The following is an 18,527-nucleotide window of genomic DNA, read 5'->3' as shown; positions in this document are numbered from 1 at the left end:
GGTTTTGACCCTTCTGGCGGTATTTCCCTTCCTTCGGAAAAGAAAGGATGAATAAATGCCTTGTTGTGAATGGGTTTTACGTCTCAGGGGGTAAAATGACCCGGCGGGTCAATATCGATCCGGATGATGCCCAGCAATTTCATCTTTGAATACAGGGTCTTTCTGCCGATGCCCAATGCCTTGGCCGTGGCCTTTCTGTTCCAGTGATATTGGTCCAGGATATTTTTTATATGGGCTTTTTCAAACCGGTTCAATGCCGGCTTCAGGTGCTGGCCGGTCCGGGCAGACGCCAATGGAACAGGTTGTCCGGCTCCGGTATTTAACAGCTCCAGGTTGTCCAGGTTGAGGTACCGCTGGAGGGTGTTTTCAAGTTCCCGGACATTTCCGGGCCAGTCATGGGCAAGAAGGACGGACATGAGATGGTCGGGAAGTCCCTGGCTTTGGGCATGATGTTTTTTCAAAAAATGGGTGATGAGAAGGGGAATATCCTCTTTCCGCTCCCTCAAAGGGGGCAGGTAAATGGGGAGGATATGGATCCTGTAAAAAAAATCATCCCGCATTTTTCCGGTTTTAACCTGCCGGTTCAGGTCCTGGTTGGTGGCGGCCACGATGCGAATATCCGGTGCCCTGACCTGCCGCCCCCCCACGAGCATATACCCGGCCCCTTCAAGCACCCTGAGAAATTTGACCTGAAAGCTCAAGTCCATTTCGCCCAGCTCATCCATAAACAAAGTGCCCTTGTCTGCCAGGTCCAAAAGGCCGGACCGGTCCTGGTGGGCTCCGGTAAAGGCCCCTTTTTTCACCCCGAAGAATTCGCTTTCCATGAGATTGAGGGGGATGGCCCCGCAATGGACCGGAACAAAACGGCCGGAACAACGGTCGCTCATGGTGTGGACGGCCCGGGCCACCAATTCTTTTCCCGTTCCCGATTCCCCGTAGACAATGACATTCACATCGGTGGCGGCCGCCCTGAGGATGAGGTCGTACACTTCAAGCATGGCCCGGCTCTGGCCGACAATGCCGCAGAATTGTGATCCTTTTCCAAGGGCGGCCCTCAGTTTTTCATTTTCCTTGTAAAGAAGATTTTCCCTGGCCTTGATCTGAATTTCAGCCTGTTTCCGCTCATGGATATCCATGAGAATGGTCTGCTGCTGGACCACCTGGTGGTCCGGCCCGTAAATAGGGGTGCTCACCGCATAATACCATCGGGAGGTGTTGGGGCACTGGATTTCCTGTTTAATGGTTTTCCCCTCAAAAACAGCGTCCAGTGAGCACCAGGCACAGGGAGCGTCCGAGTCGAATAATTTTTTATGGCAGGAAAATTCCAGTTCCGGACGACCGATGGCAGCGGCCAGGGACTTGTTCACATAGGAGACCCGCAGGTCCGGGCCGCAGATGTAGATAAAGCCCTCAAAGGCCTCGACAATACCCCTCAGCCTGGATTCATTTTCCCGGATTTCCTCCCGGGCCCTGACAATGGGGGTGATATCGATAAACGAGCCCACACTTTTATCCGTTCCCGGAATCATGCCCACCCGGGCAAGGATATGTTTATGACTCCCGTTTTTTTGAATAAGGGTGAATTCATAGTTCCGGGGGGCCTCTCCCGGGTTTTTCCGCCGGGCCTTGTGGAAGCGGACCATTTTATCCCGGTCCCGGGGAAAGGCCACCACCCGGGTCCATTTCATTTCCCCTTCAATCGTCTGCCTCGGGTAACCGCTCATCCGGGCGAATTCCTCGTTGGCCAGGGAAATGGTCATGTCAGCTTCGGAAATAATGATCCCGGCCCCGGTATTGTTAAAAACAGCCCTATAGCGGTTCAATTCTCTTTCCAGAGAGAGCACCTGGTCTATTAATGCCTTGTCAGCAGATCGGAAGGACATGGGACACCTCCATACCAACAGGGAAAAATTCAAGTAAACGAATTATTTATCTTATCCCCCGGAACCGTGCTTGTCAAAGGGAAGGATAAGCCCAAATACACCAGCTGATTTTATATTTCTTAAAATTAAAATAAATTTTTCCCTTTTCCTGATCACCAGGCGGTACCAGATTTTAGGCGCCGAAGAATAATAGAAAAATATTGAACAGGATGAGAAATACCCGTTTGCTGGGTACAAAGCTCTGGCAGAGGGCAAAAAGTATAAAAATTTTAGACAAATAAGAACTTTTAACACCCAAGGAGGCAGGTCGTGATGTCCACAAAGATACGATCCATGCTGCAATAGCAGAGGAAGAAAAAAAAAGCCCGGCTATGTCATACGGTAATATCCATAACACACCTTTGAGCATCGATAAGTTGATTCGGAAGCTCAAGTCCAGTGGGCATGAGTTAAATGTGGTCTATGAAGCCGGCCCAACAGGTTATGGAATATACCGCCAACTGAAATCTCAAAATATTGAATGCGCTGTGATAACGCCGTCTTTAATCCCAAAAAAGAGTGGAGACAGGGTAAAAACAGATCGGCGGGATGCAATGAATCTGGCCCGGCTGCATAGGTCTGATGATTTGACACAGATACATGTTCCGAATGAAGAAGATGAAGCCATTCGTGATTTGACCAGGGCAAGAGAAGATGCCAGGATTTGTGCAAAAAAAGCAAAGCAGCGGTTAAATTCCTTCCTGCTTCGCAATAATACAATTTATTCTGGAAAAACCAGATGGAATAAAACACACTTGGCCTGGTTGTCAGAGGTATCCATGATCATAGCCGTAACCACATTAGCAGAGTCAACATACCTCCGGCAAAGCCGGAGGCTTGTATTGTGAACCGCTCAAAGCGGTCATAAAAGCGTGAACCACCTAAAGGTGGTCAAAATAATTTCAACTTAAGCTAGCGGTCATACATCTTTTCAATTTGATCGGAATATGCATCAACAATACTCTTTTGCTTGGTTTTTTGAGTCGGTGTCAACATTCCATTCTGCTCGGTAAATCTTTCAGTCAGCACCGTATACCGTTTGACCCGCTCAAAATGTTCAAGCTCTTTGTTGGCCTCTTCAACTTCTTGGGCAATAACGGCTTTTAAATTGCCCTTCTCAAGAAAGTCTTCGCCGACTTGATAAACAATGGGTGCGCCTGCAGATTCATCAATTTTCACCTTGCTCTTATCATACTCAATGCCCTGGGCATCAAACAATTCTTTAAAGTAGGTAAAATTGGGTACAATCAGGGCGGATATGACGCTGCGTTCATTTCCAATATTGAAAAATTGTTCAATATGGGCACTGGTTGCAAAAAGGGCCTCTATTTTGGCCGGGGCAATATTTTTACCATTGGAAAGGCAAATAATGGACTTAATGCGATCCACAATTTTTATATAGCCAAACTCATCTATCTCCACCATATCCCCGGTTTTAAACCAGCCGTCCTCGGTAAAAGAGTCGGCAGTCTCTTCGGGTTTATTCAGATAGCGCTTAAAAATACCGGCGCCAGAGATCTCCAGTTCACCAAAGGCTGACATTCTGACCCGGCTGCCATTGGACTCAATCCCCACACATCCCGGCTTACAGGCAGTTAAGGGCGTATTGGCGCAGGCATTAAAACTTTCGGTGGATCCATACCCCTCGCTTACCCGTATCCCGATGATATAGAAAAATTTGAGCAGATCCGGTGATATTGAGGCACTTGCGGAAAATGAATGCATAAAATTTTTCCCGAACAAGGCCCTGACCTTTGCAAAAAGTTTATCTGCAAGTGTATATTTAATTTTCAGTCCCAGGGGAAGTTTACCCATGATATCAAACCCATGTCCCATGTTGTATGCCCCGGTTTCAGGATCTTTGCGATATTCAAAAACCTCTTGCCCAACCTTGAGGGCCCAGTCAAACATTTTTCGTTTCAGGCCGCTTTCGCCCATTGACTGGTTAAGCTTTATATAAATTTTCTCATACAGCCTCGGCACACAGTTGATCCAGTGGGGATTGTATTTTTGCAAGTCATCCAGAAGGGTCCCGGGACTGTCTGCATAGGCAATGGTTGCGCCGCAAATGATTGCAGCCAACTGACATGAACCCCTGTCAAATATGTGTGAAAGCGGTAAAAAACACAGGGTGGTATATTCCTGCTTAAAACCCATGCCAAAATAGTCAAAAAACTCGTTTACCCCGTGCATCCTTGAGGCTGCATTATGGTGGGTGAGAATAACGCCCTTTCCCTGCCCCGTTGTGCCGGATGTATAAAGTATGGTGTAGATGTCATCAAGGGTTACCCCATCTCTTCTGGCAATATACTCCGCATAATGTTCACTCTTGTTTTTCCACTCCCGGCCTTTTGCCTCCAATTCACCTAAGCCCATGACCCGCTCATCAGAGCTTGTGTATTCACGGTCCATGACAATGATTTTTTCCAGTTTCGGCATGCCATCAAAACCGGCCGCAATCCGTTCAAAAACATCATCTCCCCTTAAAAACAAAAACCGGCTTTTCGAGTCATTTACAATATAGGAGGCCTCTTTTAAAGAAAGGGTGGAATAAATCGTGACACTCACGGCATTCACACAGGCCAAAGCCATGTCCACATGGGTCCAATAAGGACTGCTGGCCGCCATAATGCCGACCATTTCCTGTTTGCCAAGACCGATGCTCATCAACCCGCAGGCGTAATTTTCAACCCTTTCATAGACCTGGCCCCATAAAAGCCTGCCATGACTATCCCCGTTATAAAGGTGTTCATTAAAGAGCTGCCCCTCTTCATCGGCGAAATTTTTTGTGGTATCAACAAAGTGTGCCGTCACATTTTTCAGCGCTTCACTCTCACAGGCCCACTGATCCTTCCATGGTAAATTCAAGATATCGCTAATCGGCATAAACACCTCTATTTTTTTGTATCGTTTCCACCAATGTGCCTTAATGCGCAACACCTGAAACAGATTCGCGCACTATCACACGGTGATTTAGCACCGGCCCCGTATTTCATGTCTATAGTTTATTTCAACCACGGGCAAGCTCAAGCGGGCAGAGATCATTCATGATATCTGCCTTCAAACACCGGTATTCCTATCTCAGCATTTCATTGACAGCCAATAGTTACCAGTTCTGATTCATTTTGGCAATCGCTACTGAACATTGTTTATTAAAGAAGTTTGCGTTTCCAATATCTGCACCAGGATCTGTTTGCCAAAACGGGTAAGGCCGACATGAGACACAGGGAACGCAACCGCTATAGTGAAAATCATCCCATGCCAACTTTTTAAAAAAACAGATTGGAAAGTGGCCGGCACCGGCAATATTTCATGATTAAAATGCGTTCCCATATCCTGCCCCTGATTTTATAAATTTCCCTTGATTTTAAAAACAAATTAACGGCAGAATGAACAAGACTCAACAAATGAAATCCATTTGCCCAAAAAAGCAATACCAAGGAGTCCTGCCATGATCCCTGCAAAAATGAAGGCTTTCCTGGAAGAGGTTCTGCCCAAAAGCGTCTGGAAAAACAGATTGATCACGGAAAAAAACTTTTGCTTTCTGGAATTCGGCCCCCAGGATATAGACCGGCTCCAACGGCTGGGCATCCGGGTGGACCGGCTGGGCCCGAGACTGGTCTCCTGTATGTGGCATAACAAAAGCCCCCTTGAAATCGGAAGATACCTGGTGGTGGACAACCTGGCCATGGGCCAGCCCTCCATGGGCGGCACACGGATGGCCCAGGAGATCACCCCGGACATCATCCATAACCTTGCCCGGGGGATGACCCTGAAAAACGCAGCCGCAGATCTGCCCTTTGGGGGAGGCAAATCAGGTATTGTATCTCCTGGTGCCTGGGACGAAAACGACCGGCACGAAACGATCAGAGGATTTGGCCAACTGCTCAGACGGTACAAGAACATTTATATCCCCGGCCCGGATGTGGGCACCAATGATGCGGACATGAAAACCTTTGCCATTGAAAACGGGCTCAACAATGTGGTCTCTAAACCGGCGGACATGGGAGGCAACCGCATTGACGAACTTGGCGGGGCAGCCGCCGGGGTGGTGGTGGCCTATGCAGCCCTTGTGGAAAACCTGCCCAGGCTCAAAGAACTCCCCCAGTTCAGAAACATGGAGATCCCCAAACAGCCGGATGTGCTCATCCAGGGATTCGGGGCAGTGGGGGCCAATGTTGCACGGATATTTAATGAGTACCCCATGGAAAATCGCCCCAGAATCAAGGGGATCAGCGATGCCCAGGGCTATCTGCTCACGTCCCAAGGCCTTCCCTGGCAAAAATTATTCAAGCTGTGGCAGAAAAAAGGACTCGTGACCCGGGCCTATTACCATGACCAGATGATTCATGAAAATCAAGCCCAGGCCTTTGAGATGATCTATTCCAATTGTGCCGACAATTTGCTCACGGAATCTGCCTTCTGCCTGATCCCGGCCTCTCCAATCTTTAATTACCTGGATATCAATTCCTCCAGTGCTCCTGCCATGACCTGTGACAGAATGGGCACCTGGCAGATCATTGTGGAAGGGGCCAACACTTATTCGCCCCCCCCCCTGCACAAGGCCCAGAGACGGCGGATGGAACGTCATGTATTCAGGGACAAAGGAACGGTCATTGCCACGGATTATCTTGTAAATTCAGGCGGAGTGATCTATGCGGCCCACGAACGGATCATTCCCACCCCGGCCCATTTATATATCCCCGGGGACCTGCTCGGAGATCCCAAAAAAATTAATGCCTTTTTGAGTACACACCAGAATGAGTTTAAAACCCTGGCTGAAAAACGGCAGAAGGCTGCTGTTAAAAAACTTGAGACCGTGATCCGCAGGAATATGAAAGAACTGGTGGACGGGCTTTGCCGGGATGCCGACAGCCTGCCCTGCGAAATTGCCGAAAAAATTTCCGTCCACAGGATCGCTGCAAAAGAAAAATCCAAAACCGCCAGGGATGTCATGGAAAGGGTCCCGGGGATCAGCCTGGACAAGAGCATTGCAGATGCAGCCAACCTCTTGCTGGCCTCCCAGGGGTCAATGGTCACGGTGGTCTCCCAAAAGGGCAAACTCATCGGCATTGTCACCCATTGGGACATTACCCGGGCCATGGCCCTTAAACTGCCTGTAAACGCGCCGTTGACCAAAATCATGACCGCAGACGTCATCCACACAACACCCGGGGCCACCCTCATTGATTGTATCAGGATGCTTGAAAACCATGAAATCTCAGCCATGCCCATTGTGGAAGACAACCGGGTGGTCGGAGTTATCTCAGGAGATATCCTTGCCCGGCGCAGCCTTTTTCGTCTGCTCCAGGCCCATATTTAAAGCCCGTTAAAAAAGCAAGGGATTGAAATTCCCATAATTATACCGTATTTTGACAAAAACAGACCATATTATAAGGAGACCACCATGGGTGCTGATGTTTTTTTCATGGATATGACCGCCACCTCAAGGGAAAATCTGCCCCAAAAACTTGCCCGGCTGGTAAAGACTGCCGGGATAAACCAGATTCTTGACGACAAAGATCTCACCGCCGTAAAAATCCATTTTGGGGAACAGGGCAACACCGCCTATATCCGCCCTGTCTATATCCGCAAAATCATACGGGCCATCAGAGAGGCCTCGGCTGCCCCCTTTCTCACCGATGCCAACACCCTGTACATCGGGACAAGATCCGATGCGGTATCCCATATTAAAACCGCCGTTAACAACGGATTTTCCTATTCCTCCATGGACGGGGCCCCTTTGATCATTGCAGACGGCCTGTTCGGCAAAAGCGAAACCCAAGTCCAAGTAGATCTCAAACACAACACCCAAGTCTATATAGGATCAGAAATTATCAATGCAAATGCCCTGGTATCTGTTGCCCATTTCAAAGGGCACGAGCTTTCCGGATTCGGGGGCACCTTGAAAAATCTGGGCATGGGATGCGCCTCAAGACGTGGCAAGCTTGACCAGCACTCCAATGTCAGCCCCAAGATCAAACGAAAAACCTGTATCGGCTGCGGTGAGTGTGCAGCGCACTGCCCGGGAGAGGCCATCTATCTTGAAGATAAACGAGCCTATATCAACAAAGACGACTGCATCGGCTGTGCCGAATGTATTGTCCGCTGCCCCACCCAGTCCATCAATATCAACTGGAACCAGGATGTGCCCATTTTCCTTGAAAAAATGATGGAATACACGGCCGGGGTTTTAAAAAACAAGGCAAAAAAATCATTGTTCATCAATTTTATCACAGACATCTCTCCCAAATGCGACTGCCTGCCCTATTGCGAATCTCCCATTTGCAGCGATATCGGGGTGGTGGCCTCCACAGACCCTGTGGCCATTGACCAGGCCAGTGCAGATCTGGTCAATCAGCAGCAGGCCCTGAAAGGCTCTGTTTTAACCTGCAACCTGGCCCCGGGTGAAGACAAGTTCAAAGGGCTGTATCCCGGGGTGGACTGGGAACACCAGCTGGCCTATGCCCAGGATATCGGCATTGGCACCCGGGACTATCAGCTTGTCAAACTTGAGACCCGGGCCTATAAAAACCCCGGGCCCCACTCCTGAACCCATGTATCTTGCCCGGGTCAAAAAAGAAAAAACGTTCACCTATATCCTGAGAGAATCCATAAAAGAGGAACAAGGCATGGGGTTCAGGGATATTGTTGACCTTGGCCCCAGACCCGGTGCCTGGATTGATTATCCGGGAAGAAATGCCTGGTACCTGAGCCCGGACCTGGAATCAAAAATTTTAGACATCTCCCCAAACACGGATCCCGACCATATTGAAGATTTGTTCTGGCCCTTTGTCCGTTCCGAAGTCCGCAGGGCCACCCGGGCTTTCAGGCAGCGGGCCGAAAGTTCAAAATTCAACCCCATGGACAAAAAAGAAAAAGAAAATCTGGCACGGGCCGTCCATCGCTTTGACAAACGCCGGGCCCATTTTCTCAAGCTCGGGAACATGGACCAGGGGCCTTTGGTCAATATGCCCCCGGTGCTGTTCAAACGGCTCAAAAACAAATCCCGTGATGAGATTGAACAAGACTTCATGGCCCAGGAAAAGGCAATCAAACCCAAAGATCTTAAATCCTACGTGTATACGATCTTTGATCTCCAGCGGTTTTTCAAAGGATTTTTGGCCAAGCAGATGCCCCATGCCATGGACCAGAACAAGGTTGAAACCTTTTTTATCAAAGAACTCTGTCAGCTGAACAAGGAATTTTTCAGCCTGACCACCCATTTGCATGAATATCTGGCCCGGTACGCCATCATGTTTTTTGACCATAGTTACGGAGACACTGTTCTCCTGGACGACATGGAAAAGGATTTTAGATTCCGGCACAGATTTTTTACTCCCCGGCCCAAACCGTCTGTTTCCTTTGCCCGGGCCAGAGAAATGTTCAACCTTGGCAAAACAGAATTCAAATCCATGGACAAAAAAACCTTGACCCGCAAATTCAGGCAACTTGCCCGAAAGCATCATCCGGACAAAGGCGGGGACGATGACACCTTTATTAAAATCAATGAGGCCTACCAGGCATTACTCAAAAAAATCTAAAGCCGAGGTTCCAAGGAAAACCCAATGATCAAGCTTATCTTTTTAGGCATATTGTCCGGCGCATTTTTCAGTACCACCTTTATTCTCAACGAAGTAATGAGCCTGGACGGTGGGCATTGGGTCTGGTCCGCCTCGTTAAGGTATCTTTTCATGTCCTTGTTCCTGACCCTGATTATTCTGTTTCAAGGGGGTACAGCCCGGCTAAAAGGGGTGATCGCCCTATTTTTTTCCCATTGGCGCTTCTGGATCATTGCCGGGGGCATTGGGTTCGGAGGGTTTTACGCCCTGATCTGCTTTAGTGCAGACCGCTGCCCCGGCTGGGTGATTGCGGCAACTTGGCAGTTTACCGTGGTGGCCAGCCTCTTTGTTTTTATGGGATTTGGCAACTCTTTTCCCAAACGGGTCTGGTTTTTTTCTCTGATCATTTTTTCAGACGTTGTCCTGGTGAACCTGTCCCAGACCCAGGACATACATTTCAAAGGACTGATCCAGGGCGGCCTGCCTGTCCTTTTGGCGGCCTTTTGCTATCCATTCGGCAACCAGCTGGTCTGGGAGGCTGCCAACGGCAGTCACAAAAAAGTTCCCCAAATCAAATCCAGGCTTCTGAACAATGTCTTTAATAAGGTATGGCTGATGACCCTGGGCTCATTTCCCCTGTGGGCAGTCCTTGTCATAGTTGTCAGCCCCCCGGCACCGGCAATATCCCAATGGATGAATGCGGGAGCCGTGGCCCTGTTTTCAGGAATTTTTGCCACAGGTATCTTCCTTTTTGCCCGGACCCTTGCATCAAACGCCAATGAGTTGGCTGCCGTGGATGCCACCCAGTCCAGCGAGGTGGTCTTTGCCCTGGCAGGGGGGCTCGTTTTCCTGGGCACCCAGGCCCCGGACAGGACTGCCATAATCGGTCTGCTCATGATCCTTTCTGGACTGATCTTTTTTATCAAGTACCAGAAAACTAAAGATAAAAAACCTTGAGAATTTATCCAGATTGGCGTATTTTACCCGGAATTTAATCAAGATTTATAGTACAGAGGATGATGGAATACCAACTGGATAATACTCACCCCAGGGTTCTTAAGATAGTCATTACCGGACCTTTGGAAAAACAAGGAACCATGGCAGATCTGATCCTTCACCCGGAGTATCCTTACAAGCACAGCCTTTGGGACTTTACCCGGGGCACCCAGATGAAATTGTCCATGGGAGACTTGAGGGAAATTGTGGGAGTGCTCAAATTGCTCAGCACCCGTGAAAAAGGATTTGCCAACAAATCCGCCCTGTTGGTGCCGCATATGATGGGCATGGGCATGGCCAAAATATATGTTTCCCTGAGCAAGTTGCTTCCCTTTGAGTATAAAATTTTTACCCAGATAAATGAGGCAATGGACTTTCTGGCCCCTAACCAATGAAAACCCCAATCCCCTTGTAAGCTCCAAAAAGTATGGATTAATCTTTTTATATTTAATTGCGTAAACATATAGAATGAGGATATCATGGCAAAAAAAATTATCATTATCGGCGCAGTGGCCCTAGGCCCCAAAGTGGCCTGTCGGCTGAGAAGACTGGACCCGGACGCAGACATTACCGTCATTGACAGAGACAACCTTATCTCCTACGGCGGCTGCGGCATTCCCTATTATATCGGCGGGGATATCACGGATATCGAAGAGCTTTTTTCCACCACCTCCCATGCCATCAGGGATCCTGAATTTTTTAAAACCTGTAAGGGCATCTGCATTCTGCCAAGGGTAGAGGCATTGTCCATTAACCGGTCTGAAAAAAGCATCCTGGTCCACCACCTGGACGATGGATCGCAAACGGCCATGCCTTACGACAAACTGGTGATTGCCTCGGGTGCTACCCCGGTACGCCCCCCCATTCCAGGCGCAAACCTGACCGAGGTCTATACGGTCTCCAACCTTCATACGGCCCGGGATATCAAAGAAATGATTGCCAAAGGCGGGGTGGGAAAAGCCGTGGTCATCGGCGCCGGCGCCATTGGCATTGAAATGGCCGAAGCCCTGACCGACCTTTGGGGAGTGGAAACCACATTGGTGGAAATGGCAGACCAGGTGCTGCCTGCAGCCATTGGGCAGAATATTGCCAGAATGGTGGAAAACCAGCTTGAAAAAAGCGAGGTCAAGGTCATCTTGTCCCAGCAGGTCACAAGGATCACAGGGGATGATGATACCGGGGTCACTGGTGTTGAAGTCAACGGCAAGATCATTGACTGCGAACTTGTGGTGCTCTCTGCCGGGGTCCGCCCCAACACCAAATTTGCCTCGGATGCAGGACTTGCCGTGGGCAGGACCGGCGCCCTCATCGTGGACCGGAACCTGAGAACCACAGATCCGGACATCTATGCCGGAGGCGACTGCATTGAGATGCGCAACCTGGTTTCAGGGGAAAACATCACCATGCCCTTGGGATCTCTTGCCAACCGCCAGGGCAGAATCATTGCCAACAATATCCACGGCAGGGCCTCCAAGTTCAGGGGGACTGTGGGCACCTTCTGCATCAAGGTCTTTGAACTGGGCGCAGCCACAGCAGGTCTTACCGTTGCCCAAGCAAGAGCGGCAGGCTTTGATCCGGTCCATGCCCTGGTGGCCCAGTTTGACCGGGCCCATTTTTATCCGGATTCAAAATTCATGTTCATCCAGCTCATTGCCGACCGGGCCACAAGAAAGATTCTCGGGGTGGAAGCCATTGGCGAGCAGTCCGACGCAGTCAAGGCCCGGGTGGATGCCATTGCCCCCCTGCTCCATACAGGGATCGACGTGGATGATGTCTGCGTGCTTGAAACAGGATACGCCCCCCCCTTTGCCTCGGCCATGGACGTGATCAACAACGCCGGTAATGTTCTGGACAATATCCTTGAAGGCCGGAACACCCCCATTGACTTGATGGACTTTATCGATCTTTTCCACAGAGAAACCATCAAGGTGGTTGATCTTCGGGAATTGTCCGAGGCCGAACCCTTTATTGAAAAATACGGCCAGAACTGGATCAGTATTCCCCAGGCAGATTTAAGGACAAGGTTTGAAGAACTGCCAAAGGACGAAGACCTTTACCTGCTCTGCGGCACAGGGGCCAGATCCTATGAAGCCCAGATCTTTCTCAACCACCAGGGATATGACCGGATCAAAAACATCCAGGGCGGCTATGCAGCCCTGGAAATGACCGATCCTGAATTTATTCCGGAAAAATAGCCTTATTTTTTCCCTCCCGGGTCATACCGGGAGGGAAATCCTATTCAGATAATACTCCCCGATCTTGTGAAGAACAATTTTATCTTCCAATCCGAATACATAGGCGGGGGGATGCTTCCAAGCCATTTATTGAATGGCAGACCCATTCTGCCATTCAAAGACCCGTACTCTATCTGCGGCACTTTTGTTCAAGGGTAAATCAGGCCACCTCTAACAATGGCCTTTGGGGGTAATTTTTTCGTTCCAGAAAAATTTTAAGCCTCAAAACTCTCAAGTATTCTTCCAATTAAAATTTTGCCGGGCCCTGAACTAAAACCAGAATCCTAAAGTTTTAGACGATACCCCCTATGATCAGGCGCTGATTTTCAACCGGGGAAAAGATAAAATTGCGCTGGCCATAAAATTAGGATAAGGTTGTTAAAAATCACTGATTTTCATCCAATTTTTTATTTAATCAATATGGTCTCCATATTCAATAAGGAAAAAAGATGATCCCTCTCTCCATTGGCTGCACAGCAAAACAACATTTTTTATTCCAGAGTGATCCCGATGCTCTGGCTTTGGCAGAACAAAATATCCCCTTTCCTGACACCCGTTTTTTTGTCCTGTCCGATACCCATCTCTACGATACCGCTCTGGGAACCAGCGGGCCCGCATTCCAGGCATATCTTGACAATGACAGAAAACTTTTGGTGTTAAGCCATGAAATCATTTCAACGGCAGTGGGAGAGATCGCCAAGGAGCAGGCCGATTTTGTTCTGGTTTGCGGAGACCTGACCAAAGATGGAGAGATGACCTGCCACCAGGGTATGGCAAAGCATTTAGAGGTATTAAAAAAATCAGGAAAAAAAATATTTGTGGTTCCGGGCAACCATGATGTGAACAACGCTGATGCCGTCCGATTTTCAGGAGATAAAAAAGAGCCGGTCCAGGCCGCAGGCCCTGAAGACTTCAGGCGGATTTACCATGATTTCGGATATGGTCAGGCCCTGGTTGAGGATCCTGACTCTTTGAGCTATGTGGCAGAACCCGTGGAAGGGCTCAGGCTTTTGGCCTTAGATTCCTGCAGGTGGAAAGAAAACAAAAAAGACCACCATCCCATTACAGGAGGGGCATTCTCAAAACAGACCCTGGCCTGGATAGAGGCCCAGCTCATTGAGGCCAAACAAGAAAACAAAGCCGTTATCATTATCCAGCACCACGGGATCATGGCGCATTATCCCTCCAACAAGAAATTTTATGGCGAATATATCGTGGACGAAGATGAGGCTGTGGCAGCCCTTTTTGCCGCCTACCATGTTCCCATGGTCTTTACCGGTCATTTCCATGCCCAGGATATTACCCGCAAACAGGTCAAGGATCAGTATATCTTTGACATTGAAACAGGCTCTTTGGTCACCGCCCCCTGCCCCTACCGGAAAATTGAGCTTTCCCAGGGCTACAGGGCTCAGATAACAAGCCAATCCATCGGGGCCATTCCGTCAATGGGCAAAGGGTTTGCCGCCCATGCAGACCAGTATGTCACAGAGGGGACAAAAAAACTGGCCGATAAAGCCCTGGCAAAGTACAAAGTTTCTCAAGACCAGAGCGATCTGATCAACCACCAGATTGCCAAGGCGTATATGGCCCATTTAAAAGGGGATGAAATCATGCCTGGAACCTACCTGGACACGGAGGAATTTGGCCTCTGGCTCAAATTCATTGCCTGGATGCAAAAGGATCTCATCCATGGATGGTGGTTTGATCTGCCCCCCCAGGACAATAATCTTGTCATCCATATGGATACGGGCAAGGTCAACAAGGTATGATCTATCCTTAAACGATACATTTTAGAGGGCGGTTCACAAAAAAAGCCTGCACCCCAGAGGGATGCAGGCTTTTTTTCTTAAAAATTTTATTTTAAACCATCAGACTCCAAAGAACGCCTGCGGCAATGGCAGAGCCGATCACCCCGGATACATTTGGGGCCATGGCATGCATGAGCAGAAAATTGGTGGGATCTTCCCGCTGGCCCACAACCTGAACCACCCGGGCGGAATCAGGCACGGCAGAGACGCCGGCAGCCCCGAGCAAAGGATTGATCTTCTTTTTCAAAAACAGGTTCATGAATTTGGCAAACAGCAGGCCGCAGGCCGTGGCAATGCAGAATGAGACCGCGCCCAGAATAAAAATGCCTACGGAGCTTTTGGTCAAGAACACATCCCCCTGGGTGGACGCCCCCACAGTCACCCCTAAAAGGATGGTGGCCGTGTCAATGATGGCGTTACGGGCGGTTACAGCCAAACGCTCTGTCACCACAGCCTCTTTGAGAACGTTTCCAAAGCAGAGCATGCCCAAAAGCGGCAGGGCCGCAGGAGCAATAAAGCAGCAGAGAAGAAAGGCCACAATGGGGAAAATCATCTTTTCCCGTTTGGAAACCTGGCGGGGTTCCTCCATCCGGATCAGCCGCTCTTTTCTCGAGGTTAAAAGCTTCATAATGGGCGGCTGGATCACCGGGACCAAGGCCATATAGGAATAGGCAGCCACGGCAATGGGGCCGATAAGGGCAGGGGCAAGTTTTGCCGTTAAAAATATGGCCGTAGGTCCGTCAGCACCGCCGATAATACCGATGGACGCAGCCTCGTTGGGCGCAAACCCAAGGGCGAGGGCACCCAGAAAGGTGATAAAAATACCCGCCTGGGCAGCGGCACCCAGCAGCATGAGCACAGGGCGGGCCAGCAGGGTTGAAAAGTCCGTCATGGCCCCGATCCCTAAAAATACCAGGGGGGGATAAATTCCCTGGGTCACGCCAAAGTACAGATAGTGGAGCACCGAGTTGCTCTCATAAATGCCAAGGCCCAGACCCTTGAAAATGGGAATATTTCCCATGAGCATGCCAAAGCCTATGGGGACTAGAAGCAGGGGCTCATAATCCTTGGCAATGCCAAGATAGATAAAGATCATGCCGATCAATATCATGATAATGTTTCGGTAATCGCATAGAAAAAACCCGGTGTTCTGAAAAAATTCTAAGAATAAAGCATCCATTCAACTATTTCCCTTTGATAACGTTATAACCGGCTTAATATGAAATGGTTTGGGAGAACTGCTCCTCATCCCAGGAAAAATACCCGTCCTGATCGGCCACGATGATAAAGGCTTTGAGCAGGATATTCAAATTGGCATGGGGATCCTTGATTCCGGAAATAACCGCCAGCCGCAAAAGGCGGGGTAAAGGAAAATGATCTTCCATGGTTCTGACCAAAAGGGCAAATTGTTTGGCAATTTCTTTTTGCTCCTCTGTAATCACCATAATAGACAAGGCCTGTGCCTTGTCCTTTGACGCTTGTTTTTTAGACCCGAACACCTTTTTAATTTTCTCAGGATTTTCAATCAGGTCAATCACCTTGTGAAGTTGGGATATGACCAAAGAAAGCATGACAAGGCCGGTAAAAACGATGGAAATACCCACAACGGAAACTGCCCACCCGTTATTGGCACTAATTGCTTCAAGTCCGTACAAAGTCCACCTCCTTATTTAAGACATCACCGGTACATCAATCTTGGTTATCTGCTTGGCAAACATGGCACGGGTATCAAGAAACTGCTGCCACCCGGCCATCACCCCGGCAGCCCCGGGGGTATCTTCCTGAATAAACCCGAGAAAATCGGTCCTTGGGATGGCCCAGGCCAGACCATTTTCCAGGGCAGTGACCGTTGTGGTATAAATGCCGTCACGGGAAAGCAATTCCATTGCCCCGAAATCTCCCGGCATATCCAGAACCACGGCGCGGCCTTCATCCATGGCCATGAGCAAGGTTCCCTCTGCCAAAAGAAAAAAGAACTGGGCCGAGTCCCTGGCTGTGGCCAGGATATCGCCAGTGTGAAGCTCCCATTTGATAAACAAAGGCATGATCCTGTCAAGATCACCATCTGCCACCGAGTTGAAAACAATTGACTGTTTTAAAACATCTTCAAGACTATCCATAATCTTCTCATCTCCATGATGATTTGAACTAAGCCCTTATCCAGAATAAATTATTCAAGCATATTTTATTATGTCTGTCGATATAAAAAAACGCAGTTGCCCGGGGCGCATTTAAAACCATACCCTGGTTTCCCCTTTTTACGGTCTTAAAACCTCCCCCCCAATCCACCGCCTGAAAAGGCTCCCGGACCCGTCCCATCCAAAATCATGTCCCAACCCGGCAGGCCATGGGTCAGGCCTTAAAAATTTTCCATAGATTTATTAACCAAACACCTATTTCCATCCGATCCAAAAGGCTCTGCCCTTTGGATGCTGTTTTTGCCTGCCCCGTGTTCCCCCGAATGAATTTATTGAATCTCAGGCCGAGGCCATGATAAAAAGGCTTGAAAAAAAATGCCAGAATGGTATCTTTTCTCCTAAAATTGTGAATCTGTTTTTGATTGTATGGGTATGGTATTTAAAGCAAATTTAACCGGACCGGTATACAATTTAAAGCTAAATTTATTTTTGCAGGGTAAACGTATTATTTTAAATAGAATATTACTCCGGGATTTTTGAGCCCAATAAGTTAAAGTGCGTATGGATAAATTCAAAGGAGGCAGGTTTTGAAAAAAGGAATCAGAAGTTTTTTAGCATTTATGGCGATTTTATGTTTAATGGTTGCAGGATGCGGGCAACAAGAGGATACTGAAAAAAAAGAGGTTAAAAAAGAAGAGGTGCAAAAAGAGGCTGTTGCACCTGCTAAAGACCCCTTGGTCGTTGGATTTATCTATGTGGGTCCCATTGGGGACGGAGGCTGGACCTTTGCCCAGGATCAGGGCCGTCTTGAACTTGAAAAGGCCATGAATGTAAAAACAATCTATAAAGAGTCCTGCCCTGAAGGTCCTGAAGTAAAAGAGATCATCAGGAATATGGTTGACCAGGGTGCCCAATTGATTTTTGCCGGAAGTTTCGGTTACATGGACTATGTTGAAGAAATTTCCAAAGAATTTCCCCAGGTCAAATTTTCCCATTGCTCAGGATACAAACAAACGGAAAACATGGCCAATCACTTTGGAAGAATGTACGAGCCAAGATTCCTTTCCGGCCTGGTGGCAGGTCTTAAAACAGAAACAAATAAAATCGGCTATGTGGCTGCCTTTGAAATCCCCGAAGTGATCAGGGGCATCAATGCCTTTACCCTGGGCGTAAAAGCCGTTAATCCCGAGGCCAGTGTCAATGTCAGATGGACCCATACCTGGTATGATCCTGCAAAGGAAAAAGAAGCGGCCAAGGCACTTCTTGATGAAAGCTGCGACATTATTGCCCAGCATCAGGATACCGCAGGTCCCCAGCAGGCAGCAGAAGAACGGGGGGTATTTTCAATCGGGTATAATTCAGACATGAAAGATATGGCACCCAAAGCCTATATGACAGCACCGGTATGGGACTGGGCTCCCTATTACATTGACCAGGTAAAAGCCGTCCAGGACGGTACCTGGAAAACCCACAGCTTCTGGGGCGGTTTAAAAGATGAAATTGTAAAACTGGCCGATCTCACAGCCAATGCTCCCGAGGGCGCAGCCAAGGAAGTGGACGCCTATACTGCAAAAATCAAAGATGGTTCCTTCCATGTTTTCGCAGGTCCGATCAAAAACCAGGCCGGAACGGTAAAGGTTGATGAAAATACAACCATGTCTGACAAGGATATGCTTGGAATGGACTGGTTTGTTGAAGGTGTTGTCGGTAAAATCAAATCAGAATAATCTTTTAAACCTAAACAGTTGAACCATCGGTCACCTCCAACCGCATTAGATTGTTGGCGGTGACCGATTCACCCGTATACTTTATCCGGACGTCACCTAAGGTTTATCCCCGGGTGACCAACGGCAGCGATAAATTGATT

General features: G+C 48.7%; 14 protein-coding genes. 9 read left to right on the top strand and 5 right to left on the bottom strand.

The window, feature by feature from the left end:
- Window positions 1-83 precede the first annotated feature (83 nt).
- On the bottom strand, window positions 84-1,883 hold the full coding sequence (locus HUN05_09765; GenBank protein ID WDP85380.1) for a sigma 54-interacting transcriptional regulator: 1,800 nt from the start codon (window positions 1,881-1,883) through the stop codon (window positions 84-86).
- Between the two features lie 329 nt (window positions 1,884-2,212).
- Here HUN05_09765 and HUN05_09760 point away from each other — a divergent pair, with 329 nt between their 5' ends.
- Complete coding sequence (locus HUN05_09760; GenBank protein ID WDP88012.1) at window positions 2,213-2,770, top strand: transposase; 558 nt, start codon at window positions 2,213-2,215, stop codon at window positions 2,768-2,770.
- Window positions 2,771-2,834: 64 nt separating this feature from the next.
- Here the strand turns inward: HUN05_09760 and HUN05_09755 are convergent, their stop codons facing one another.
- A complete protein-coding gene (locus HUN05_09755) occupies window positions 2,835-4,808 on the bottom strand; it encodes a long-chain fatty acid--CoA ligase (protein WDP85379.1) in 1,974 nt (657 codons plus the stop codon).
- A gap of 565 nt (window positions 4,809-5,373) precedes the next feature.
- Here HUN05_09755 and HUN05_09750 point away from each other — a divergent pair.
- The 7 genes from HUN05_09750 to HUN05_09720 all read left to right on the top strand — a co-directional run bounded on the left by HUN05_09750 (window position 5,374) and on the right by HUN05_09720 (window position 14,483).
- Window positions 5,374-7,245, top strand: coding sequence for a CBS domain-containing protein (locus HUN05_09750; GenBank protein WDP85378.1), 1,872 nt, complete (start codon window positions 5,374-5,376; stop codon window positions 7,243-7,245).
- An 84-nt stretch (window positions 7,246-7,329) separates the two neighbouring features.
- Window positions 7,330-8,475, top strand: a complete 1,146-nt coding sequence (locus tag HUN05_09745) for a DUF362 domain-containing protein (GenBank protein WDP85377.1) — start codon at window positions 7,330-7,332, stop codon at window positions 8,473-8,475.
- A gap of 4 nt (window positions 8,476-8,479) precedes the next feature.
- The gene (locus HUN05_09740; protein ID WDP88011.1) at window positions 8,480-9,466 is read left to right on the top strand and encodes a J domain-containing protein; all 987 of its coding nucleotides are present in this window, start codon (window positions 8,480-8,482) and stop codon (window positions 9,464-9,466) included.
- A gap of 24 nt (window positions 9,467-9,490) precedes the next feature.
- On the top strand, window positions 9,491-10,441 hold the full coding sequence (locus tag HUN05_09735) for a multidrug resistance efflux transporter family protein (protein ID WDP85376.1): 951 nt from the start codon (window positions 9,491-9,493) through the stop codon (window positions 10,439-10,441).
- A gap of 59 nt (window positions 10,442-10,500) precedes the next feature.
- Window positions 10,501-10,875, top strand: a complete 375-nt coding sequence (locus tag HUN05_09730; GenBank protein ID WDP85375.1) for a hypothetical protein — start codon at window positions 10,501-10,503, stop codon at window positions 10,873-10,875.
- Window positions 10,876-10,959: 84 nt separating this feature from the next.
- On the top strand, window positions 10,960-12,675 hold the full coding sequence (locus HUN05_09725) for an FAD-dependent oxidoreductase (protein WDP85374.1): 1,716 nt from the start codon (window positions 10,960-10,962) through the stop codon (window positions 12,673-12,675).
- A 488-nt stretch (window positions 12,676-13,163) separates the two neighbouring features.
- A complete protein-coding gene (locus tag HUN05_09720; GenBank protein WDP85373.1) occupies window positions 13,164-14,483 on the top strand; it encodes a metallophosphoesterase in 1,320 nt (439 codons plus the stop codon).
- Window positions 14,484-14,574: 91 nt separating this feature from the next.
- Here HUN05_09720 and HUN05_09715 read toward each other — a convergent pair whose 3' ends face one another.
- Genes HUN05_09715 through HUN05_09705 form a run of 3 tightly spaced genes read right to left on the bottom strand, consistent with a single transcriptional unit; the run spans window position 14,575 to window position 16,642 of the window.
- Window positions 14,575-15,702 (bottom strand): sodium ion-translocating decarboxylase subunit beta, encoded by a 1,128-nt coding sequence (locus tag HUN05_09715; GenBank protein ID WDP85372.1) that lies wholly within the window; start codon window positions 15,700-15,702, stop codon window positions 14,575-14,577.
- Window positions 15,703-15,736: 34 nt separating this feature from the next.
- Entirely contained in the window at window positions 15,737-16,192 is a 456-nt protein-coding gene (locus HUN05_09710) for an OadG family protein (GenBank protein WDP88010.1), read from the bottom strand.
- Window positions 16,193-16,642, bottom strand: a complete 450-nt coding sequence (locus HUN05_09705; GenBank protein WDP85371.1) for a cyclic nucleotide-binding domain-containing protein — start codon at window positions 16,640-16,642, stop codon at window positions 16,193-16,195. It abuts the gene before it with no gap.
- Between the two features lie 638 nt (window positions 16,643-17,280).
- On the opposite strand from HUN05_09705, the gene HUN05_09700 reads away from it, so the two are divergent.
- On the top strand, window positions 17,281-18,387 hold the full coding sequence (locus HUN05_09700; GenBank protein ID WDP88009.1) for a BMP family ABC transporter substrate-binding protein: 1,107 nt from the start codon (window positions 17,281-17,283) through the stop codon (window positions 18,385-18,387).
- Window positions 18,388-18,527 lie beyond the last annotated feature (140 nt).

This window comes from Desulfobacter sp. (assembly GCA_028768545.1).
In the GTDB taxonomy this organism is placed as follows: Bacteria; Desulfobacterota; Desulfobacteria; order Desulfobacterales; family Desulfobacteraceae; genus Desulfobacter.
Note: the sequence above shows the minus strand (reverse complement) of the source record. Positions and strands in the feature narration are given on the sequence as shown.